Raw genomic sequence first — 21,968 nt, 5'->3', positions numbered from 1 at the left:
CGGGTTAACGCGGAAGCCGCGCGTCATTTCATGTCCGGGTGATCGCTGGGGGCGGTCATCTGCTTCATCAGAAGCTGCTCGGTCTCCTCGACATCCTCCGCCGCGGCGAGCCAGACGCCGTCGCGCATCGCGAGGATGCAGCGGAAGACCTGTGCGACCCCCTGGATCGCGAGCAGGATGCCGGCGGCGACGATCACCGTCTTGAACTGGTAGATCGGCACGCCCGCCGGGCTGTTGACCGACACCTCGCCGTATTGCCAGGAGCGCGAGGCGTATTTCCAGCCCGCGAAGATCAGCGCGAAGACGCCAGGAAAGAAGAATATGATGTAGAGCAGGCCATCGACCGCGGCCTGCACCCTGACCGGCCAGAGCCGGTAGAGGAAGTCGCCGCGCACATGACCGCCGCGCGACAGCGTGTAGGCGCCGCCGATCATGAACAACGTGCCGTACATGATGAAGGAGAGGTCGAGCGCCCAGGGCGTGGGCGCACCCAGCACGTAGCGCACGAAGACCTCGTAGCTGACCCCGAAGGTCATCAGCACGATGAGCCAGCCGAAGACCTTGCCGAAGGCGGCGGAGAGGGCGTCGGCGAATTTGATGTATCCGAGCATTCGCGTCCCGTATGGTTGCGGGCCCGGCGACGCGGTCGCGCCGCCGGGCGGTCAGGCTTGGCTCAGAGCGCCAGCTTGCCGGGGTAGTAGTGCTCGTAGGCGAGCGTGTAGTCCGGCGAGTTCATCAGCGTGTAGTAGGTCACGCGTTCGACCCATTCGCGCTGGCTGTCGAGCACGCGCTTCATGAACTCGTCCTGCTCGAGCTCGGGGATCAGCGCGTCCCAGGCGTCGAGCTGGGCCGAGAGGATCGCCTGCGGCGTGCGGTGCACGGTGACGCCGCTCTCGGAGAGCTTCTGCAGGTCGCGCGAGTACTGGTCCAGCGCGGTCGCCGAGTTCGCGGTCGAGGCGGCTTCGACCGCGTGGCGCATGATCGCCTGCAGGTCGGGGTCGAGCCCTTCCATGAAGCTCTTGGAGAACAGGAACTCGAAGCTCTCGGAGGCCTGGTGGTAGGACGAGAGATAGTAGTTCTTGGCCACGTCCTGCGCGCCGAAGCGGCTGTCGGAGGTCGGGTTGTTGAACTCGAAGGCGTCGATCACGCCGCGCTCCATGGCGGGCACGATCTCGCCGCCCGGCAGCTGCGCCACCGACATGCCCATCGACTGCATCAGATCGGCCGCGAGTCCCACGGTGCGGTACTTCAGGCCCTTGATGTCGTCGACGCTGGCGACCTCGTTCTTGAACCAGCCGAAGGGCTGCGCCGGCATCGGGAAGCCGAGCATGCCCTCGACGTCGAGGCCCATCGTATCCATCAGCTCGGCGTAGAACTCCTTGCCGCCGCCGGCGTAGAACCAGCCCAGCATGGTATCGGCCGAACCGCCGAAGACGGGGCCGGTGCCGAACAGCGAGGCGGCCTTGTTCTTGCCGTACCAGTAGACCGGCACCGAGTGGGCCATGTCGATCAGCCCGTCGCTCACCGCGTCCATCACCTGGAACGCCGCGACCACGGCGCCTGCGGGCAGCACGTCGACCTTGAGCCTGCCGCCCGACATCGCCTCGACGCGGTCGGCATAGGCCTGCGCCATTTCCTGCCAGATGTCCGAGGCCGGCCAGGAGGTCTGCAGCTTCACGACGATCGGGCTCTGGGCGAGCACGGCCGGTGCGGCGAGACCGCCGGCCGCGGTGACGCCCGCGCCGAGCGCGCCCTTGCGCAGGAACGAACGCCGCGACACCTGCGCGGTCTTCTTCGGGGTAACTGTCATGAACTCCTCCCAGATATCCAATTGGGCCGGCGCTCCCCCGCGCGGCCACCCCGATCATTGAGGTTCGGCCACGTAAACGCAACTGGTAATTATTCTTGACCAGATCGGCGCCGCGTCTAGTTCGGCCCGTCCTCGTGCTCCGATTTGCATTGCGGCCCGCCCTCCACCTTGTTCGCGGGCGCGATGCCGATATATCTGGCGGGCTGGCAATCGCAGGAATTTCCCGATGACGCTCGACATCAGCACGGTCTTCGAATCGGCCGCGACGGCCTACATGCTGATCGATCGCGACCTGCGCTATGTCTGGGTGAACCGGGCCTATTGCGAGGTCACCGGGCGCAGCCCCGAACAGCTGCTGGGCCGCAGCGTACCCGAAGTGTTTCCCGCCCAAGGCGAAGCCGAGGCGATGCTGCACGCCTCCTTTGAACGGGTATTCCGCAATGGCCGGACCGATCACCTGCCGCTGATCCCCTACCCGATCGCCGATGCCGACGGCGAGGTCGAGCACCGTTACTGGAGCGCCACCCATACGCCGATCCCGGGCGGTGACGGCCGGGTGCAGTATCTGCTGCAGAACACCCATGACGTGACCGACCTGTACATGCGGGCGCATCGCGGAGAGCCCGACCAGGAGCAACTCGCGGAGCGCGGCAAGGAGGGCGAAATGCTGCTCCGGGCCGAGAGCGTGGCGCAGCAGAACCTCGAGCTCGGCATGGCGGCGCGGTTCTTCGAGACGGTGTTCGACCAGGCGCCGAGCTTCATCGCCATCGTCAGCGAGCCCGATCATATCTTCCGGCTGGCCAACCGCGCCTACATGCAGATCGTCGGCGTCGACCGGCATCTGATCGGACGGCCTGTCCGCGAGGCACTGCCGGAGGTGGTGGAGCAGGGCTTCATGGAGCTGCTCGATCAGGTCTGGCACAGCGGCGAACCGCTCACCATGCGTGACGTGCAGGCCTATCTCGAGGACGAGGAGGGCCGGCGCAAGGAAGTCTTCGTCGACTTCGTCTACCAGCCGCTCTTCGGCCCCAACGGCCGCACCATCGGTATCCTCATACAGGGCCACGACGTCACCGCCCAGCATCGCGCGGTGACCGAGCTGCGCAATGCCGAGGAGCGATTCCGCACCTTGGCGCAGAACATGCCGGCCCATGTCTGGACCGCCCGGCCGGACGGGATGCTCGACTGGGTCAGCGACCCGATCCATGCCTATGCCGGCACCAGCGACGGCCAGCTGCTGGGCGAGGATTGGGGCCGGATCGTGCATCCCGACGACCGCGCGCAGGTGGTTCCGATCTGGGAGAGTTCGATCGCGCGTGGCGAGACTTACGAGACCGAATTCCGCCTGCGGCGGGCGGATGGCAGCTGGCGCTGGTTCCTGGTGCGCGCGGTGCCGGTGCGCGACCCCGAAGGGCGGATCGCGCAATGGATCGGCACCAACACCGACATCGAGGACCGCAAGGCGACCGAGGCGACACTGGCCGAGCTGAACGCAACGCTCGAGGAACGGGTCGAGAACCGCAACCGGGCGCTCGAAGAGGTCAACGCGACGCTGCGCCAGAGCCAGAAGATGGAGGCGATCGGCAACCTCGCGGGCGGCGTCGCGCATGATTTCAACAACCTGCTGCAGGCGATCACCGGCAGCCTGCAGCTGGCCCAGCGCGAGCTCGGCCCCGATGCGCCGGCGGCGCGGCGGATCGGCCAGGCGATGGGCGCGGTCGAGCGCGGCGCCACGCTCGCGACCCAGCTGCTGGCCTTCGGCCGGCGCCAGCCGCTCGAGCCGCGCGCCGTCGACCTGGGGCGGATGCTGGACGAGCTGACCCCGATCCTGCGCTCGGCCGTGGGCGAGGGCGTGCGGATCGAAACCCGGTTGGCGCCGGGGCTGTGGAACACGCTGGTCGACGCCGCCAATCTCGAGAACGCGCTCCTGAACCTCGTCGTGAACGCGCGCGACGCGATGCAGGGCCAGGGCCGGCTCACGATCGAATTGAGCAACACCGAGATCGATGCCGGGACCGCACGGGCGATGACCGACGTGGTGCCGGGCGAATACGTGCGGCTCTCGGTCAGGGATGACGGCAGCGGCATGGAGCCCGAAGTGATCGAGAAGATCTTCGAGCCCTTCTTCACCACAAAGCCCGAGGGCAAGGGCACCGGGCTCGGCATGGCGATGGTCTATGGCTTCGTGAAGCAGTCTGGCGGCCATGTGACGATCGACAGCGCGCCGGGCCGCGGAACCACGGTACGGGTCTACCTGCCCCGTTCGCTCAGGACCGCGGCCCCGGCGCCGCAGCGCAGCGCCGGGCCGGTGCTCGGTGGTCGCGAGACGGTGCTGCTGGTCGAGGATGATTTCGACGTACGGCAGGTTGCGGCCGAGATGCTGGAGGATCTGGGCTACGCGGTGATCACGGCCGAGGATGCCGATGCAGGTCTCGGCGTGATCGAATCCGATCGCGGCTTCGACCTGCTGCTCACCGACGTGGTGATGCCGGGGCGGCTCACCAGCCGCGAGATGGCCGAGCGGGCGCAGGCGCTGCGGCCGGGGCTGCCGGTGCTGTTCGCCTCGGGCTATTCGCGCGATGCGATCGTGCATGACGGCCGTCTCGACGAAGGCATCCAGCTGCTGCCCAAACCCTATCGCCGCGAGACCCTGGCACGGCGGCTGCGCGAACTGCTCGACCGACCGGCCGGATCGGAGAGCGCCGCCCCAAGCAAGGCGCCGCAGACGCCCGCGCCTGCCCCGGCTGTCTCTGCGGCGCCGGCCCCGACCCTGCCTGCGCCGTCCGAGGGCATCGGCGGCCTGCGGGTCGTGGTCTGCGAGGATGACACCTTCATCCGGCTGGATCTGGTGGAGATGCTGATGGCCGCGGGCGCCGAGGTACGCGAGGCCGCGACGGGCGCGCAGGCGCTGGCGCTTCTGGAGGCGGCACCGGCGGACCGGCTCCTGATCGATGTGGGCCTGCCGGACCGCTCCGGCCTCGAGGTCGCGCGCGACGCGGTGGCGCGCCAACCGGATCTGTCGGTGATCTTCGCCACCGGCCGCGACACGGTGCCCGGCGCAGAGAACCTGCCGCAGGCGCGGGTGCTGACCAAGCCCTTCGGGCAGGAGGCGCTGTTGCGGGCGGTGGGTCTCGCCTGAACGCGCACGGGCCGCGCATTCCCGCGCGGCCCGTGCCTCTCCCCCGCTCCGGGCGGGGGTCTTTCGCCCCCGTCCCGCCCGTTTGCCTTAGTCGGTGATCGCGGCCTCGCGCTGGGCCGCGCCGCGCATCCGTGCCTTGACCACGCCGCCCACGAAGATCGGCAGCACGAAGCCGATGATCGCCACGGCCCAGAGCGCCAGCGTCAGCCAAGAGCCGAACAGCACCGAGTAGTCGCCATCGGCGATGGTCACGGCGCGGCGCATGTTCACTTCCATGGCATTGCCCAGAAGCGTGCCGAGGATCACCGGCACCAGCGGCACATCGAGCTTCCTGAGCACCCAGCCCGCGACGCCGAAGGCGATCATCACCATCAGGTCGAAGCTGGAGCCGGAGATGCCGTAGATTCCGACGAAGGAGACCATGGCGACGATCGGCATCAGGATGCGCGGCGGCACCATCAGCACCCGCACGAACAGCCCCACCATCGGGATGTTCATCGCCAGCAGCATGACGTTGCCGATGAACAGCGCCGCGATCAGGCCCCAGACCACGTCCGGGTTCTGGGTGAACAGCAGCGGTCCGGGGGTGATGTTGAGCGACAGCAGCACCGCCAGCAGCACCGCCGTGGTGCCCGAGCCGGGCACGCCCAGCGCCAGCATCGGCACCAGCGCGCCGCCCGCGGCGGCGTTGTTGCCCGCCTCGGGCGCCGCGACGCCGCGCGGATCGCCGGTGCCGAAGGTGCCCTCGCGGTCCACCAGCTTCTTTTCCATCGAGTAGGAGATGAACGAGCCCAGCGAGGCCCCGGCGCCGGGCAGCACGCCCGCGATGAAGCCCAGAACCGTGGTGCGCAGCATCGTCGGCGTGCAGGATTTCAGCACTTTCCAGGACGGGGTGATCCGGCCGATGTTCAGCTTCGGCGCCGTGCTGGCATCCTTGTCGGTGCCGCGATGCTCGAGGAAGATGAACACCTCCGACAGCGCGAACAGCCCGACGATGGCGACGAGAAAGTCGATGCCGTCATAGAGATGCACCTCGCCGAAGGTGAAGCGCGGCACGCCGGTCTGGGTGTCGACGCCGACCATGGCGAGACCGAGGCCCAGCGCCGCGGCGAAGGCCGATTTCGCCTGGTTGGTCGAGGACACGCCGCCCAGCGTCATGAACGCCAGCGCGAAGAGCGCGAAATACTCGGCCGGTCCGAACAGCAGCGCCACCTTGACGAGCTGCGGCGCCAGCATGACGAGGCCCCAGGTCGCGAAGAAGGCACCGACGAAGGAGGCGACGCCCGACAGCGCCAGCGCCTCGCCGGCCCGGCCGTTTCGGGCCATCGGGTAACCGTCGAGGCAGGTCATCATCGCCGGTTCGTCGCCGGGAATGTTGAGCAGGATCGACGAGATCCGCCCGCCATACATCGCGCCGTAATAGACCGAGGTGAGCAGGATCAGCGACGGCGTCGCGCCGAGGCCCAGCGTGAAGGCCAGCGGGATCAGGATCGCCACCCCGTTCGACGGACCGAGACCCGGCAGCGCCCCCATGATGGTGCCCAGAAAGCAGCCCATCAGCGCCAGGCCGAGGTTCTGCCAGGTGAGAGCGACGGCGAAGCCGTCGCCGAGTGATGCGAGCAGTTCCATGATCGCTCCTTCAGAAGCCCAGAGGCCCGCGGGCGAGGCTGAGCCCGAGGACGAGATGGAAGATGGCGTAGATGCCCAGGCTCGTGCCGACGCCGATCAGCACGCTCTGCAGCGGCGACGAGCCGAGCCGCCAGGTCAGGTAGGCGGCCGCGAAGGCGGTGGCGATGACGAAGCCCAGCTCGGGCAGCAGCTGCGCGTAGGCGATCATCACCAGCGCGGCGAGACCGATCTCGGCCAGCCGTCCCGCGCGGGGCCATTCGGGTTCCGGGTCCGGCTTGAACAGGAACCAGATCGAACTCAGCGCCATGACCGCGGCGATACCATAGGGAAAGGCGCGCGGGCCCACCGCATCCGACATGAAGCTGTCGGGGATGATGGTGGCGCGCCAGATATAGAGCAGCGCGAGCATCAGGCCGATGCCGCCGAAGATTCGATCGCTCATGCGATCCTCCCGGAATTGGGGGACGGGGCGCGCCTCGCGGCGGCGCCCCGTCCGGGCCCTCGAGGGGCCGGTTACTGGATGATGCCGATTTCCTTCGACAGCTCGGTGATCTCGCTCACCGAGTCCTGCACGAAGGCCTGGAACTCCTCGCCCTGCAGGTCGAGCGGCGCGAGGCCGTTGGCCTCCATGATCGCCTGCCATTCGTCGGAGGCGTAGAGCTGGTCGATCGAATTCGCCCAGTAGTCATAGGCCTCCTCGGACATGTCGCCCGGACCGTAGAAGCCGCGCCAGTTGGCGCCGACCGCGTCGATGCCCTGCTCCTTGGCGGTGGGGATGTCCGAATACTCGCCCTCGAGCCGCTCCGGCGCCAGCACCGCCAGCACGCGGATGTCGCCGGATTCGATGAAGCCGGTGGATTCGGACAGATCGCCGGTGAAGGCCTGGAGCGAGCCGCCCAGCAGCTGCGTGACCGCCTCGCCGCCGCCGTCGAAGGCGATGTACTTGACGCCCCGCACCTCCTCGATGCCGGCCTCCTGCGCGGCGATCAGCACCTTGAGGTGGTCCCAGCCGCCCACGGCCGAGCCGCCGCCGATCGAGATCGAGGTGGGGTCGGCCTTGATCATCTCCATCAGATGCGGCAGGTCCTGCACCTCGCTGTCGGCGGCGACGGCGATCACGCCGTAATCGGCACCGACGGAGCCGAGCCAGCGGACCTGGTCCATGGTGTTGCCGGGATAGGCGTTCTGCGCCAGACGGGTCGCGGTGGCCGAGGAGGCGGCGACGATCAGATCGTTGTCATCCTTGCGCTTGTTCACCACCTCGGCGAAGGCCACGCCGCCGCCACCGCCGGCGAGGTTGACGACCTGCATGGTCGAGGGGATCAGGCCGAGATCCTGCAGGGTCTTGCCGACCTGGCGGCAGGTGAAGTCCCAGCCGCCGCCCGGGTTGGCGGGTGCGATGCATTCGGGGTTCTGGGGCGTGAAGTCCTGCGCCATGAGCGCGGCGGGCGCGGTGCCCAGGAACGCGGCCGCGATCAGGCCGCGGCGGAACGTGATGGTCATGTCTGTCCTCCCTGTGGTCTCTGGCCGCCCGGAGCGCTCTCCGGCAGCCTCGTCCGCCCTTGTGCCGGGCCAAGCTGTCATCAAGCTGTCATGCCCCGGCTTCGGGCTTCTTTCCGCGCCGCGACGCCCCTATGCTGGGCAGCCGGAGGAGCGCATGCGGATACTGATCGTCGAAGACACGCCGGATGTCGCCGAGGCCGCGAGCGCGAGCCTCGGGCGGGCGGGCTTCGCCTGCGACATCGCTCCGACGCTGGCGGATGCGCGTGCCTGCATCGACATCACCGACTATGCCGCGATGGTCCTCGACCTGAACCTGCCGGACGGCTCGGGCCGCGATTTCCTGCGCGAGCGCCGCCGCACGGGCGATCTCACCCCGGTTTTGGTGCTCACCGCGCAGTTCTCGGTCGAGGACCGGGTCGGCGCGCTCGACGAGGGCGCGGATGACTATCTCGTGAAGCCCTTCGACCTGCGCGAGTTGGAGGCCCGGCTGCGGGCGCTGACCCGTCGCGAGGCCGGGCGCGCCGAGAACCGGATCGCGCTGGCCGGGCTCGATTTCGACGCGGGCGCGCAAAGCCTGCGGGTGAACGGGGCCGCGGTGACGGCGACGCGGCGCGAACTGGCGCTGTTGAACCTGCTGCTCGCCAACCGGGGCCGGATCATGCCCAAGGACCGGCTGTTCGATGGGCTGTTCGGCTTCGAGAACGCCGATGTCGGCACCAACACGATCGAACTCTACGTGGCGCGGCTGCGCAAGAAGCTCGCGGGATCCGGGGTCTCGATCGAGACCCATCGCGGCCTCGGCTACCGGCTCGACCTCGATGGCTAAGATGCGGAGCTGGTCGCTCAAGGCGCGAGTGGCGCTGGCGGTGGGCGCCGTCCTGGGGCTGGGCGGGATCGTGGTGCTGTCGGTGGCGCTGGCCTATGGGCGGCAGGCGGCGCGAGAGGCCTATGACCGGTTGCTTCTGGGCGCGGCCAGCGACATCGCCGCCTCGATCAGCATCCGCGACGGCGCGGCGCTGGTGGACATGCCGGCCTCGGCGTTCCAGATGCTGGCGCTCGCGCCGGAGGACCGGATTCGCTACCGCGTCACCGGCCCCGACGGCACCACGCTCACCGGAGCCGAGGACGCCCCCGCCCCGCCGCGTCAGGAAGGCACCGGGCCGGTGTTCTACGACGGCGCCTTGGGCGCCGAGCCCGGGCGCTACGTCGCAGTCACTCGGCGCTTTGCGGAGCGCAGCTTTTCGGGACCGGTGCGGGTGATCATCGGCCAGACGCTGCGGGCGCGGCAGGCGCTGGCGCGCGACATCGCCGGCGGCGCGCTGGCGGTTCTGGCGACGGCGGGGCTCGCCATCGGGCTCTTCGCCTGGCTCGCCACGCTCTCGGCGCTGCGCCCGCTGCAGCGGCTGGGTCAGGCGCTGGCCCGGCGCGATCCGGTCGATCTGACACCGATCACCCTGCCGATGCCGAGGGAGATCGCGCCGATGCTGGGCGCGCTGAACGGGTTCATGGGCCGTCTCGACCGGCAGGCCGCCGCCAGTCGCAACCTGATCGGCGACGCCGCGCACCAGCTGCGCACCCCGGTCGCGGCGATCCGCGCGCAGGCGCAGGACGCGCAGGAGGAGACCGACCCGGCGCGGCGCGACCGGCTCCTGGCGCGGATTCACGAGCGCAGCGTCGGGCTGTCGCGGCTGCTCGACCGGATGCTCGACCGGGCCATGATCATCCATCGCAGCGACACCGCGCCGCGCAGCGCCATCGATCTGCGCGACGTGGCGCTCGAGATCTACGAGGCGCTGGAGGACGCGCCCGGCGGCGCCGCGATCCGGCTCGACCTGCCGCCGGGCCCGGTCGTGGTGCGCGGCGATGCGCTGTCGCTGGTCGAGGCCGGCAAGAACCTTGCCGCCAACGCGCTGGCCCATGGCCGCGCGCCGATCCGGCTCGGCGTGGCGCGCGAGGAGGGCACCCCACTGCTGTTCGTCCGCGATGGCGGCCCCGGCCCCGCGCCCGCGATCCTCGAAGGTCTGGGGGCGCGCTTTGCCTCGCACGCACCGGGCGGTGCGGGGCTTGGCCTCGCCATCGCGCGCGAGGTGGCGCAGAGCCATGGCGGCGCGCTGCGGCTCGGCCCGCGCGAGGATGGCTTCGAGGCGGCGCTGTCGCTGCCGAGGGCGGTCGCGTGATCCGCGCCGCTCTCATCGCCTGCGCACTGATGACCGCGCCCGTGGCCGCGCAGGAGCTGGTCCGAGATTTCGGACCGGAGAGCGCGACCGAGACGCTGCGGCTACGTTCCACCACCGACATCGCGGTGCTGGGCCCGGTGATCGAGCGATTTCTCGAAAGCCGGCCCGGTCTGCGCGTCGCCTACGAGCAATGGGGCTCCAACGCGCTGTATGGGCTGCAGGCGTCGGATTGCGCCGCCGGGCGCGCCGGTGCCGATCTGGTGATCTCCTCGGCGGTGCACCAGATGGTGGATCTGGTTAACGAGGGCTGCGCCCGGCCGCATCGCTCGGCCATCACCGCCGCCCTCCCCGACCCGCTGGTCTGGCGCGACGAGTTGTGGGGCGTCACCCGCGAACCGGCGGTGATGGTCTACAACCGCGATCTCGTGCCGCCCGCGCAGGTGCCGCGCTCGCGCTTCGACCTGCTGGACCTGCTGCGGCCGACCGAAAGCCCGTTCCGCGGCCGCGTCGCCACCTACGACATCGAGCGCTCGGGGCTGGGCTACCTCTTTGCCTTCGCGGACTCGATGGAGGCCACCACCTTCGGCGGCCTGATGGAGAGCTTCGGCCGCTCGGGCGCCGTCGCCACCTGCTGCTCGGCCGAGATCATCGACGGCGTGGCCGAAGGGCGCTACCTCGTGGCCTACAACGTGCTGGGGTCCTATGCGCTGGTCCGCGCGCGCCGCGACCCGCGTCTCGGTGTGGTGGCGCCGCTGGACTACACGCTGGTGCTGTCGCGCGCCGCGATGATCCCGAGCACCGCCGGTCAGCCGCGCGCCGCGACGCAGCTCGTGGATTTCCTGCTCTCGCCCGGGGGGCGCGTGGCGCTGGAGCAGGCGCTTTTGATCGTGCGGCTCGAGGATGGCGACAGCACGGCGCTGGATCTTGGCGGGGCGGCCGAGACCCTGCAGCGCCCCATCGCGCTGGGCCCGGCATTGCTGATCGCGCTCGATGCGCACAAGCAGGCGCTGTTCCGGGCGCGCTGGCGCGACGCCTTTCCCGAAACGGGCGGCGCCGCGCCGTGAGGCTCACTGCAACGCGTCGGGGATCGTCGCGCTGATCTCGATGGCCGCGAAATAGGCGGCGAGATCCTCGATCTCCCCCTCCTCGAGTCCTTGGGCGATCAGCGTCATCTGCTCATGCGCCCGTTCGCCCTCGCGGTAGGCGCGCAGCTGTGCCGCGAGGTAATCCGCCGGCTGCCCGGCGAGGTTGGGCGCATCGGGTGCCATCGAAACGCCGTCGCGACCATGGCAGGCGGCGCAGGCGCCGACCGCGGATTTTCCCGCTTGCGGGTCGCCTTGCGACATGGCGGCGATCGGTATCAGCCCGGCCAAAACCGGGCCGGTCAGGTATCTCGTCATCATGCTCTCCGATAGGAGCCCCGCGGTTTCGGGCCGCGGGGCGAGAGGTTTCAGTTGCCCGTGCCGCTTCCGGCGTCGTGCTCCATGCCTTCCATGCCTTCCTGCATCTCCTCCATGTGCTCCTGCATGTCCTCCATCCCTTCCATGCCTTCCTGCATGCCCTCCATGTTCTCGTGCATCTCGCCTTCCATGGCCGCGTTGCCCATGGAGCCGCCGGACATGCCGGCCGAGCCGCCCTCGCCGCCGCTGTAGGAGATCCGGTAGATCGCCCCGGCGAAGTCATCGGAGACGAGAAGCGAGCCGTCCTTCATCACCGCCACATCGACGGGGCGGCCGAGATACTCGCCGTTCTCGGTCAGCCAGCCCTCGGCGAAGACCTCCGGCTCGCCGGCCGAGCCATCCTCGTTCACCGGCGTGAACATCACCCGCGCACCGACCGGCTCGGTCCGGTTCCAGGAGCCGTGCTGGGCCGAGAAGATGCCGCCGTGATACTTCGCGGGGAAGCTGTCGGCGGCGTAGAAGGCCATGCCGAGATCGGCGGCATGAGCGGTGTACTCGGCCTCGGGATTCACCACGTCGGAGGGAATTTCCTCGTCCATGTACTCGTTGGTGCGGGTCGTGCCGCCGCCATACCACGGGAAGCCGAAGTTCTGGCCCGCAGCGGTGATGCGGTTGATCTCGCCCGGCGGGATGTCGTCACCCATGCCGTCAACCTGATTGTCGGTGAACCACAGCTCGCCATTGGCCGGGTTGAAGTCCATGCCGACCGAGTTGCGGATGCCGCGTGCATAGACCTCGCGCCCCGAACCGTCGGTGTTCATGCGGATGATGCCGCCGATCCCCTGCTCGTTATAGAGATCCATCTTCTCCTTGGGCGGCACGTTGTAGGGCTGGCCCAGCGCGATGTAGAGCATGCCGTCGGGGCCGATGTCGCAGACCCGGGCGCCATGGTTGAAACTCTCCTCCTCGACCGGGATCAGCTCGCCCTGCGGCACCAGCTCGGCCACCGCCACGTCGGGCGATTCATAGAAGAACTCGGCCGCCGGGAACATCAGCACGCGGTTGTGCTCGGCCAGCACGAGAAAGCCGTCCGGCGTCATGCAGGGGCCATTGGGCACCGCGAGGTCGAGCGCCGGAGCGAATTCCTTGACCTCGTCGGCGACGCGGTCGCCGTCGCGGTCGGTCACCGCCCAGAACTTGTCCTTGCGGGTGCCGACGAAGACCACCGGCACCGAGTTGCCCAGCGCCATGTGTCGTGCGTCGGGAACGATGGCGAAGAGATCGATCTCGAAGCCCTCGGGCATCTCGATGTTCTCGAGGATGCTCTTCAGGCGTTCGGCCTTCTCGCCGGTCTGTTCGACCTGCGGGATGTCGAGCGAGGTGCCGGTGGTCCGGAACTCCCGCATTTTCTGCAAGCTGTCGTCGCCGCCCTGCGCGAGCGCCGATACCGGTAATGCCGCGCTCATCAGAAGCGCGGCCGTCATCTGGGAAATACGCATCGTGTCCTCCCTCACTTTACGCAAGGTAAAACTAACGCCGCCCAAAATTTGGTCAACAAATATTACCGCGCTTCCGGTCGTGCGAAACCGTTCAGGCGATCACCGCGATTCCCACGCCGAGCAGCACCGCGATGAAGGCGGTCTGGACCGCGACGAGGGCGATCGCCGGGCCGCCGACATCGAGGAGTTTCTTCAGCGAGGTCTTCATCCCCACTGCCGCGATCGCGGTCAGCAGCGCCCAGCGCGATACCGCGCTCGCCGCTTCGGAAAACCAGACCGGCAGCAGCCCGGCGGAGTTCAGCGCCGCCAGCGCCAGAAACCCCAGAACGAAGCCCGGCACCAGCGGCGGACGCTTGGCCCCCTCGGGCGCGCGGCGTCGCATGACCAGCGCGGCGCCGAGCACGATGGGCGCCAACATGGTGACGCGGATCAGCTTGACCAGCGTCGCGAGATCGCCGGTCTCCTCGGAGACCGAGTAACCCGCCCCCACCACCTGCGCCACGTCGTGGATCGTGCCGCCGAGGAACACCCCGGTCTGGCGCATGTCGAAGCCGAGCCGGTCGGCGAGAATCGGATAGGCGATCATGGCCAGCGTCGAGAGCATGGTCACAGAGACCACGGTGAAGATCAGGTCGCGCTCGCCCTCCTCGCGCCGCGGCAACACCGAGGAAATGGCCATCGCGGCCGAGGCGCCGCAGATCGCCACCGCGCCGCCCGAAAGAAAGGCAAAGAGCCGGTCGCGACCGAGCACCCAGGCCGCGAGGATCGAGGCGCCGATGGTGGCGAGCACGCCGCCGATGATCAGAGCCAGAAGCCCCAGCCCCAGTTCCTGCACCATGCCGGTGGAAATTCGTACGCCCAAGAGCGCCACGCCGATCCTGAGCAGCACGCGCGAGGAAAAGGCGATGCCGGGCGCGCTGCGCGGCTCTTCCGAGAGAAAGGCCAGCGCGATGCCCAGAAGGATCGCCATCAGCATCGCGGGCGCGCCGTAATGCTCCGACAGGAACTGCGCCGCCATCGCCACCAGAGCCGCGAGGGCCACGCCCGGGAACAGGCTCCGGGCGGTATCGGCGAGGCGGGTCATGGCGGCTCCTTCGGGCATGGCGGGCATGGCGGGGGTAATGCCGGGCTCTGCCCGGGCGCGGAGAGGACGGATTTCGGGAAGGATCGATGCCCCCGAACGGCTCCGGAGACACCGAGAAAGGCCCGGGGGCGGCAACCGCCCCCGGGCACGGTCCGGAGGGGCTTACTCCATGTCGGCGGCGCGGACCGCCTCGAGTTCGGTCTCGGCCTCGGCCACGGCGGCGGTCAGCGCGTCATAGATCTCCTGCCCGCCTTCGACATTGGCGGTGAACCACTCGTAGACCGGCTGCGCCGCCTCGGCGAAGGCGGCCTTCTCCTCGGGGGTCGGCACGTAGAGGTCGCCACCACCGGCGACGAAATCCTCATAGGCCTGGATCGACTTGCGCTTCGGGCTGGCGAAGGTCGCCTGCTGCAGCTGATAGAAGCCGTCGACCACGACGCGTTTCATGTCGTCGGGCAGCTCCTGGAAGGTCTGGTTCGACATCCACCACAGTGCGCCCATATAGGCGTGGCCGTCCAGCGTGACGTATTGCAGGCCCGCATCGGGGAACTTCATCGACATGATGTCGGTAATGCCGTTCTTGGTGCCCTCGACCACGCCGGTCTGCAGCGAGGTGAACAGTTCGGGCCACGGGATCGGCGTCGGCGAGGCGCCCAGCGCCCGCACCAGCTCCTGCGGCAGGTCGGCGACCACGGTGCGGATCTTCAGCCCCTCGATGTCGGCGGGCGCGGCGATCCGACGCTGGGTGTTGGCGAAGTTGCGCCAGCCACCGGTGTTGCCGATCGTCATCAGCCGGATGCTGTCGCCCGAATCCTCGAGCGCCATGTCGCGCATGGTGCGGGTGAAATCGCCGGACAGCACGGCCTCGGCGATACGGTCATCGGCCATCACGTAAGGCAGGTCGAGCACCTGCACGTAGGGGAACAGCCCCGAGGCGCCGCCGGAGGTCGAGATGTAGATGTCGATCGAGCCGTCGGCCACGCCCTGCAGGCATTCCGCGCCGTTCGAGCACAGCTGCGTGCCCATGAAGATCTCGACCGCGATGGCGCCGTTCGAGGCGGCTTCGACATGGCTCTTGAAGGCTTGCAGCCCGTCGTAATCCTCGTCGGCCTCGTTCGAGTTGGCGGTGGCGCGCAGCGTGTATTCCTGGGCCGTGGCGGGCAGCGCGGTGCCGGCCAGCAGCGCCGCGAGACCGGCGGCCTTGAAGGTGTTCGTGAGCATGGTGTCCTCCCTGTTGCTCGTCTTGTTGTTCAGTCTGCAAAGCCCGTCAGGCGCGGGATCGTCATGGAGATCTCGGGCACGAAGGTGATCATCATGATCACCAGGATCTCGACCGCGAGGAAGGGCAGGATCGCCTTGGAGATGGTCTCGACCTTCTCGCCCGAGACCGAGGCCGCGACGAAGAGCACGAGCCCCATCGGTGGCGTCGCGAGCCCGACCGTCAGATTCACGCACATGATGATCGCGAAATGCACCGAGTCGACGCCCAGAGATGTGAAGACCGGCCCGAGGATCGGACCCAGGATGATGATCGCCGGGCCCGCGTCGAGGAACATGCCCACCGCGAACAGCAGCAGGTTGATCAGGAACAGGAGCAGCAGCGGGTTCTCGGTTAGGGTCAGGATGAACTCGGCCAGAAGCTCGGGCGCATGGGAGAGCGACACCACCGTCTTGAACGACATCGCCGCGCCGACCAGCAGCAGCACCACGGCCGAGGTGATGCCCGCCTTCGACAGCACGTCCGACAGCTCCGAGAATTTGAGCGTGCGCAGGACGAAGAGGCCGATGATCAGCGCGTAGGCCACGGCCACGGCGGCGGCCTCGGTCGGCGTGAACACCCCCGACAGGATGCCGCCGAGTATGATGACCGGCGTCAGCAGCGGGAAGAAGGCCTTGAGCGAGGCCTGCCCGCGCTCGCCCCAGCTGTGACGGCGCGAGGCGACCGGGAAGTCGTAGCGATCGGCCATGATCTTCACGAGGACCATCAGCCCGACGCCGACCAGCATGCCCGGCACGATGCCCGCGAGGAACAGCGCCGCCACGCTCTCGCCCATGACATAGGCGTAGATGATCATGATGCCCGAGGGCGGGATGATCGGGCCGATCACCGAGGACGCGGCGGTGATCGCGGCGGCGAAGCGGCGGGTGTAGCCCTGCTTCTCCATCGCCGGGATCAGCATCGAGCCCAGCGCCGAGGTGTCGGCCACCGCCGAGCCCGACAGGCCCGCGAAGAGCATCGAGGACAGGATGTTCACATGCGCGAGCCCGCCGCGGAAATGGCCCATCATCGCCTGGGAGAACTCGACGAGGCGCAGCGTGATGCCGCCACGGTTCATCAGTTCGCCCGCCAGCATGAAGAACGGGATCGCCATCAGCGGAAAGCTGTCCATGCCGTTGTAGAGATTGCGGTACAGCAGCGTGAGATCGCGCTCCTGGCCGTTGAGCCAGAGCAGGATGCCCGGAGCGAACAAGAGGCCGAAGAAGACCGGCAGGCCGACCATCAGGAAGAACAGGAAGACCGGAAGGAACAGGACCAGCATTATTCGGCGCTCCCCAGAACGGGATTACGGACCATGGGCAGCCGGTCGGCGGCCCCGAAGAGCCCCATCAGGGCGCGCAGCATCAGCTCGAGATTGACGAGGATCAGCATCGCGAAGCCCACCACGAGCGACAGCATCATCCAGCTGCGCGGAATGCGGAACCAGCTGTCGAAGCCCCAGGATGTCGGCAGGTAGAGCGAGGCGGTGTCGAACCGTCCGCCCAAGCCGTTCACCTCGGCCCAGCCGATGGAGAGCCCCATCACCAGCACCAGCATGGCGATCGAGAGCAGGATCAGCGACAGCAGAGACGACAGACGCACCGGCAGCGCCATCAGCAGGCTGTCGATGGCGACGAAGCCGCCATGGCGCAGCGCGGTGGGGGCCATCAGCCCGGTCATCCACAGCATGCAGAAGCGCGCCGCCTCGTCGGGCCAGGGCAGCGCGTTGTTGAACACGTAGCGCATGACGACCTGCAACAGCGTCACCGCCACCATCACGGCGATGGCCACGACGCCGATCGCGCGGCCCGCGGTGCAGAGCGCCGCATTGAGCCGCCCCAGCGGCCCCAGCACGGCCAGAACTCCTCCCATTCCTCTCCCCTTCCCTCTCGGGTGGCCGCTCCTCCCCAGGATGCGGCGGTGTCTCAGTCCTGCGCGATCCGCGCGGTCTTGCCCGCGTAGAAGACGAGCGGGGTGCCGTCGCGCAGTTCGCAACGATCGACCCGGCCCACGACGATCACGTGGTCGCCGCCATCATGCGTGGCCTCGCGCGTGCAGTCGAAGCGGGCCAGCGCGCCGGGGATCACCGGCACGCCGTCGGCGTTCACCTCCAGATCGTGCTCGCCCAGCTTCCAGGCGTCCTTGGAGACGCCGAAACACAGATCGGCCTGCTCGGCGGCCAGCACGTGGATCACGTAATTCGTGGCATGGGCGAAATGCCCGAAGCGGCGCGACTTGCGATCCGGCGACCACAGCACCAGCGGCGGGTCGAGCGACAGGCTCGAAAAGCTGTTGGCGGTGATCGCCACGGGGCCGTCCTCACCGGCCACCGTGACGATGGTGACGCCGGTGGCAAAGCGGCCGAAAGCATCGCGCAGGAGCCGCGTGTTCTCCGCATCCGGCACGAAGCCGGTGATCTCGGCCGCCGCGCTCATGGCACTTCGGTGCCGAGGCCGGCCTCGTAGAGCGAGAACCAGGTCTCGCGGTCGATCTCGACCTTGCGCGCGTCGGAAATCTTCGCGATCCGCTCGACGTTGTTGGTGCCCAGCACCGGCAGGATGCCCGCCGGATGCGCGAGCAGGAAGGCCACCGCGACGGCGGCGCGGTCGACGCCCTGCGCCGCGGCGATGCGGTCGAGACGCTCGGCCACCGGCCCCTGCCCGGTCATCAGGTCACCGCCGCCCAGCGGCGACCATGCCATCAGCGGGATGTTCCGCCGCTGGTGATAGGCGAGATCGCCATTGGTGAAGGGCGCGAGTTCCTTCAGCGAGATCTCGATCTGGTTGGTGGCGAGCGGCGTGTCCATCGCCGATTCCAGCAGTTCCACGTCCCATGGCCGGAAGTTCGAGACGCCGACGGCGCGGACCTTGCCACTCGCCACCAGCGCGTCGAGCGCGGCGCCGGTTTCGCGGGGGTCCATCATCGGGTCGGGGCGGTGGATCAGCAGCAGGTCGAGATACTCGGTGCCCATGTCGCGCAGGCTCGTCTCGACCGCCTGTTCGATATAGGCGCGCGAGGTGTCGTAATGCTTGACCGTCTTGTCGGCGTGGCGGCCCATCGGCGCGACGATGCCGCATTTGCTGACGATCTCGATCCGGTCACGCAGCGAGGGGTCTTCCTTCAGCGCCGCGCCCAGCACCGCCTCGGCGCCATAGGCGCCGTAGATGTCGGCCTGATCCATCGTCGTGATGCCCTGCGCGAGGCAGGCGTCGATCTTGGCGCGGACATGGGCGGGGCTGGTGTCGGCGTCGTCGGCGATGCGCCACATGCCATAGACCAGGCGGCTCAGCGCCACGTCGCGCGAAATCTCGATACGGTCCATCAGCGTCGTTCTCCTGCGCCCAGCGGCGTCTTCGGTGTCTGGCTCGGCACCCGGCCATAGGCCTCCGGCAGCGAGCATGTCTTCATCATCGGCAGCACGCGGGCGCCGAAATGCTTGGCCTCGTCGATATGCGGATATCCCGACAGGATGAAGGCCCGCATGCCCATCTTCCGGTATTCCTCGAGCTTCGAATAGACTTGGTCGGTCGAGCCCACCAGCGCCGCGCCGCAGCCCGAGCGTGCCCGGCCGACGCCGGTCCAGAGGTTCGGCTCGATGAAGCCCTCCATATCCGCAAGCTCACGGTTGCGCGCCTGGTGCGACACGCCCAGCGAGGTGGCGTCGAGCGCCCGCTCGCGGATCGTGCGGCCCTGCTCGTCATCCAGTTCTGAGACGAGATGCTGCGCGTATTCGCGCGCCTCGGCCTCGGTGTCGCGGACGATGACGTGCACCCGCAGCCCGTAATCCAGCGTGCGGTCGTATTTCTCGGCCACCGAATGCACCGCGCGCATCCGCTCGGCGAGGTCTTCCTTCTTCTCGGGCCACATCAGGTAGACGTCGCAATGCTGGCCGCAAAGCTCCAGCGCGTCGGGGGAGTAGCCCCCGAAATAGAGAAGCGGACCGCCCTCCTGATAGGGCTTGGCCGGGTCGGTGGTCAGCCCCTCGAAGTCGTAGACCTCGCCCTTGTAGTTGATCTCGTCGCGGGTCCAGGCCTGCTTGAGGATCTCCACCACCTCGCGCGAACGCTGGTAGCGGAACTTGCTCTCGGCCTTTTCGCCCGGGAAATCCGAGGAGATGACGTTCAGCGTCAGGCGGCCCTCCAGCATGTGGTCGAGCGTGGCGACGGTGCGCGCCAGCATGATCGGCTGCATCTCGCCACAGCGGATCGCCGCCAGCAGGTTGATCTTCGAGGTGATCGGCGCGCAGCCCGCGACGAAGCTCAGCGTGTCCTGCCCGACCTGATAGGAGGACGGGCAGAGGATGTTGCGGAAGCCCTGAGATTCGGCGGTCTTCACGATCTCCGAGCAATGCGCCCAGGACGAGCGCAGGTCGCCCTCGGGCTTGCCCAGCAGGCGGTAATCATCCGAGCAGAGCGCTGCGAACCACGACACCTCGACCGCGTCGAGATCGGGCGAGGTGATGGGGACGACGGTCATGCGGGGGCTCCTCCAAGCGTGCGATTTCCACTTGCGTAACAGCCCGGCAAATGCAAATCAATGGTGCATCAATTTCGACCGCGAGATTTTCGCAAGATGCCCGAAGCCCCCGCCGCCCTGCCGATCCACCAGCAGATCAGCGAACTTCTCGTGCGCGAGATCGCCTCCGGGCGGCTGGTCGAGGGAGAGCGGCTGCCTCCAGAGCGCGACTTCGCGCAGCGTCTGGGCACCTCGGTGCGCACGCTGAGAAAGGCGCTGGCCGAGCTGTCGGAGAAAGGCATGCTGGAGCGGGTGCAGGGCTCGGGCAACTACGTGCGCCGCAACGCGCAGGCCGAAAGCGTCTACTCGATGTTCCGGCTGGAGCTGCCGGAGGGCGGCGGCCTGCCCCGCGCCGAAGTGCTCGATCTCGCGCGAATGGAGAAGCCCGCCGATTTGCCCGGCTTCGGCGCCGCGCCGGACGCCACGCGGATTCGCCGCCTGCGCCGTCTCAACGACACGATCATCGCGGTCGAGGAGATCTGGCTCGACGGCGCGGCCGGCGCGATCGACCCCGCGAAACTCGCGGATTCGCTCTACCTCTACTACAAGACCCATCTCGGCTTCTGGATCACCCGCGCCGAGGATCGGGTCACCATCGGGGAGGTGCCGCACTGGGCGCCGGCGGCCTTCACGCTGCGCCCCGGCACCGTCACCGGATACATCGAGCGGCTGAGTTGGGCGCAGGGCCCGGCGCCGGTCGAGTTCTCGCGCACATGGTTCGACACGGCGCGTGCCCATTACGTGCAACGCCTGATCTGAGGGAGGATCAATGACCACGCCCACCAATTACGGCATCATCGGCTGCGGCATGATGGGACAGGAGCACCTGCGCAACATCGCGCTGCTGCCCGGCACGCGCGTCGCGGCGATCTTCGAGCCCGACGCCGAGATGGCGATGCAGGCGCAGGCGCTCGCGCCCGAGGCGCGGCTGTGCGATTCGGTCGCCGATCTGATGGCGACCGAGGGGCTCGATTGCCTGCTGATCGCCAGCCCCAATTTCCGCCATCTCGAGCAGATGGAAGAGATCGCCCGCACCCGGCCGTTGCCGGTCCTCGTCGAAAAACCGCTCTTCACCGATCCGGCCGAGACGGCGCGGCTCGCGGCCTTCCGCGACAGCTACCCCGCCCCGGTCTGGGTGGCGATGGAGTACCGCTACATGCCGCCCATCGCGGCCTTCCTGAAGGAGGCGCAGGCGGCCACCGGGGGCATCAAGATGCTCACCATCCGCGAGCATCGCTTCCCGTTCCTGCACAAGGTCGGCGGCTGGAACCGGTTCAACCGTTTCACCGGCGGCACCTTCGTCGAGAAGTGCTGCCACTTCTTCGACCTGATGCGGCTCACGCTCGGCGACGAGCCGGTGCGGGTCATGGCCTCGGGCAGCCAGGCGGTGAATCACCAGGACGAGAATTACGAGGGCGTGGCGCCCGACGTGCTCGACAATGGCTATGTGATCGTCGATTTCGCGCGCGGCGGTCGTGCCCTGCTGGAATTGTGCATGTTCGCCGAGGGCGCGCGCTACCAGGAAGAGGTCACGGCGGTCGGGCCGCGGGCGCGGATCGACGCTCTGGTGCCGGGGCCGGGCCGGTTCTGGCCCGAGCATCTGGGCGAGCCGCCGGTGCCGCAGCTGATCGTCAGCCCGCGCGAGCCCAAGGGTCCCGAGATCCGCGAGATTCCGGTCGACCCGGCGCTGCTGGAGGCGGGCGACCACAATGGCTCGACCTTCTATCAGCATGCGCGCTTCCTCGAACTGGTGCGCGGCCAGCGCGCTCGCGCCGAAGTGACGCTCGAGGATGGCTGGGCCGCCGTGGCCATGGGCATCGCCGCGCAGATGTCGATCCGCGAGGGCCGCGCCGTCTCGATGGAGGAAACCGGGCTGATGCCGGCACGGCTGCGCGCCGCCTGACGGCCCGCTGGCCGACACGGCGCGAAGATTTTCGCGCCTCGAGGGGTCCGA

General features: G+C 68.5%; 20 protein-coding genes. 6 read left to right on the top strand and 14 right to left on the bottom strand.

From position 1 onward, the window contains the following. Nucleotides 1-23: 23 nt before the first annotated feature. Nucleotides 24-611, bottom strand: coding sequence for a TRAP transporter small permease subunit (locus O4G76_RS02385; RefSeq protein WP_269395807.1), 588 nt, complete (start codon nucleotides 609-611; stop codon nucleotides 24-26). 62 nt (nucleotides 612-673) lie between these two features. Beyond that, nucleotides 674-1,810, bottom strand: a complete 1,137-nt coding sequence (locus O4G76_RS02380) for a TRAP transporter substrate-binding protein (protein ID WP_269395806.1) — start codon at nucleotides 1,808-1,810, stop codon at nucleotides 674-676. A gap of 226 nt (nucleotides 1,811-2,036) precedes the next feature. Between O4G76_RS02380 and O4G76_RS02375 the strand changes: the two genes are divergently transcribed. Beyond that, nucleotides 2,037-4,949: a PAS domain-containing protein gene (locus O4G76_RS02375; protein WP_269395805.1), complete on the top strand. Its 2,913-nt coding sequence runs from the start codon at nucleotides 2,037-2,039 to the stop codon at nucleotides 4,947-4,949. An 87-nt stretch (nucleotides 4,950-5,036) separates the two neighbouring features. Here the strand turns inward: O4G76_RS02375 and O4G76_RS02370 are convergent, their stop codons facing one another. From O4G76_RS02370 to O4G76_RS02360, 3 genes are all read right to left on the bottom strand, one after another. Further along, on the bottom strand, nucleotides 5,037-6,578 hold the full coding sequence (locus tag O4G76_RS02370; protein ID WP_269395804.1) for a tripartite tricarboxylate transporter permease: 1,542 nt from the start codon (nucleotides 6,576-6,578) through the stop codon (nucleotides 5,037-5,039). Between the two features lie 10 nt (nucleotides 6,579-6,588). Then, entirely contained in the window at nucleotides 6,589-7,020 is a 432-nt protein-coding gene (locus O4G76_RS02365) for a tripartite tricarboxylate transporter TctB family protein (RefSeq protein ID WP_269395803.1), read from the bottom strand. A 71-nt stretch (nucleotides 7,021-7,091) separates the two neighbouring features. Continuing rightward, nucleotides 7,092-8,081 carry a tripartite tricarboxylate transporter substrate binding protein gene (locus tag O4G76_RS02360; protein ID WP_269395802.1) on the bottom strand — a complete coding sequence of 330 codons (990 nt, stop codon included), beginning with the start codon at nucleotides 8,079-8,081 and terminating at the stop codon, nucleotides 7,092-7,094. A gap of 154 nt (nucleotides 8,082-8,235) precedes the next feature. On the opposite strand from O4G76_RS02360, the gene O4G76_RS02355 reads away from it, so the two are divergent. From O4G76_RS02355 to O4G76_RS02345, 3 genes are read left to right on the top strand one after another with little or no spacing between them, the layout of a single operon-like run. Continuing rightward, nucleotides 8,236-8,907, top strand: coding sequence for a response regulator transcription factor (locus O4G76_RS02355; protein WP_269395801.1), 672 nt, complete (start codon nucleotides 8,236-8,238; stop codon nucleotides 8,905-8,907). Next, nucleotides 8,900-10,258, top strand: a complete 1,359-nt coding sequence (locus O4G76_RS02350; protein WP_269395800.1) for a sensor histidine kinase — start codon at nucleotides 8,900-8,902, stop codon at nucleotides 10,256-10,258. The genes O4G76_RS02355 and O4G76_RS02350 overlap by 8 nt, the downstream gene beginning before the upstream one ends. Beyond that, entirely contained in the window at nucleotides 10,255-11,322 is a 1,068-nt protein-coding gene (locus O4G76_RS02345; protein WP_269395799.1) for an ABC transporter substrate-binding protein, read from the top strand. The genes O4G76_RS02350 and O4G76_RS02345 overlap by 4 nt, the downstream gene beginning before the upstream one ends. A 3-nt stretch (nucleotides 11,323-11,325) precedes the next feature. Here O4G76_RS02345 and O4G76_RS02340 read toward each other — a convergent pair whose 3' ends face one another. The 9 genes from O4G76_RS02340 to O4G76_RS02300 form a co-directional block, all read right to left on the bottom strand. Beyond that, the gene (locus O4G76_RS02340; protein WP_269395798.1) at nucleotides 11,326-11,658 is read right to left on the bottom strand and encodes a cytochrome c; all 333 of its coding nucleotides are present in this window, start codon (nucleotides 11,656-11,658) and stop codon (nucleotides 11,326-11,328) included. Nucleotides 11,659-11,708: 50 nt separating this feature from the next. Further along, nucleotides 11,709-13,157 carry a PQQ-dependent sugar dehydrogenase gene (locus O4G76_RS02335; protein ID WP_269395797.1) on the bottom strand — a complete coding sequence of 483 codons (1,449 nt, stop codon included), beginning with the start codon at nucleotides 13,155-13,157 and terminating at the stop codon, nucleotides 11,709-11,711. Between the two features lie 91 nt (nucleotides 13,158-13,248). After that, nucleotides 13,249-14,241 (bottom strand): YeiH family protein, encoded by a 993-nt coding sequence (locus tag O4G76_RS02330; RefSeq protein ID WP_269395796.1) that lies wholly within the window; start codon nucleotides 14,239-14,241, stop codon nucleotides 13,249-13,251. Between the two features lie 162 nt (nucleotides 14,242-14,403). Continuing rightward, nucleotides 14,404-15,462 carry a TRAP transporter substrate-binding protein DctP gene (dctP, locus tag O4G76_RS02325; protein ID WP_269395795.1) on the bottom strand — a complete coding sequence of 353 codons (1,059 nt, stop codon included), beginning with the start codon at nucleotides 15,460-15,462 and terminating at the stop codon, nucleotides 14,404-14,406. Between the two features lie 29 nt (nucleotides 15,463-15,491). Then, nucleotides 15,492-16,781 (bottom strand): TRAP transporter large permease, encoded by a 1,290-nt coding sequence (locus O4G76_RS02320; protein ID WP_269395794.1) that lies wholly within the window; start codon nucleotides 16,779-16,781, stop codon nucleotides 15,492-15,494. Then, nucleotides 16,781-17,371, bottom strand: coding sequence for a TRAP transporter small permease (locus O4G76_RS02315; protein ID WP_269395793.1), 591 nt, complete (start codon nucleotides 17,369-17,371; stop codon nucleotides 16,781-16,783). The genes O4G76_RS02320 and O4G76_RS02315 overlap by 1 nt, the downstream gene beginning before the upstream one ends. A 53-nt stretch (nucleotides 17,372-17,424) precedes the next feature. Then, complete coding sequence (locus O4G76_RS02310) at nucleotides 17,425-17,934, bottom strand: flavin reductase family protein (protein WP_085896086.1); 510 nt, start codon at nucleotides 17,932-17,934, stop codon at nucleotides 17,425-17,427. Next, on the bottom strand, nucleotides 17,931-18,821 hold the full coding sequence (locus tag O4G76_RS02305; RefSeq protein WP_269395792.1) for an aldo/keto reductase family oxidoreductase: 891 nt from the start codon (nucleotides 18,819-18,821) through the stop codon (nucleotides 17,931-17,933). Before O4G76_RS02305 ends, O4G76_RS02310 begins: the two co-directional genes overlap by 4 nt. Beyond that, entirely contained in the window at nucleotides 18,821-19,975 is a 1,155-nt protein-coding gene (locus O4G76_RS02300; RefSeq protein WP_269395791.1) for an LLM class flavin-dependent oxidoreductase, read from the bottom strand. Before O4G76_RS02300 ends, O4G76_RS02305 begins: the two co-directional genes overlap by 1 nt. 96 nt (nucleotides 19,976-20,071) lie before the next feature. Between O4G76_RS02300 and O4G76_RS02295 the strand changes: the two genes are divergently transcribed. Then, nucleotides 20,072-20,773 carry a GntR family transcriptional regulator gene (locus tag O4G76_RS02295; protein ID WP_269395790.1) on the top strand — a complete coding sequence of 234 codons (702 nt, stop codon included), beginning with the start codon at nucleotides 20,072-20,074 and terminating at the stop codon, nucleotides 20,771-20,773. Between the two features lie 10 nt (nucleotides 20,774-20,783). After that, nucleotides 20,784-21,917, top strand: coding sequence for a Gfo/Idh/MocA family protein (locus O4G76_RS02290; RefSeq protein ID WP_269395789.1), 1,134 nt, complete (start codon nucleotides 20,784-20,786; stop codon nucleotides 21,915-21,917). Nucleotides 21,918-21,968: the final 51 nt, after the last annotated feature.

Source organism: Limimaricola sp. G21655-S1 (assembly GCF_027213785.1).
Classification (GTDB): Bacteria; Pseudomonadota; Alphaproteobacteria; order Rhodobacterales; family Rhodobacteraceae; genus Limimaricola.
The sequence above is the reverse complement of the archived record's forward strand: the minus strand, read 5'-3'. Positions and strand labels throughout refer to the sequence as shown.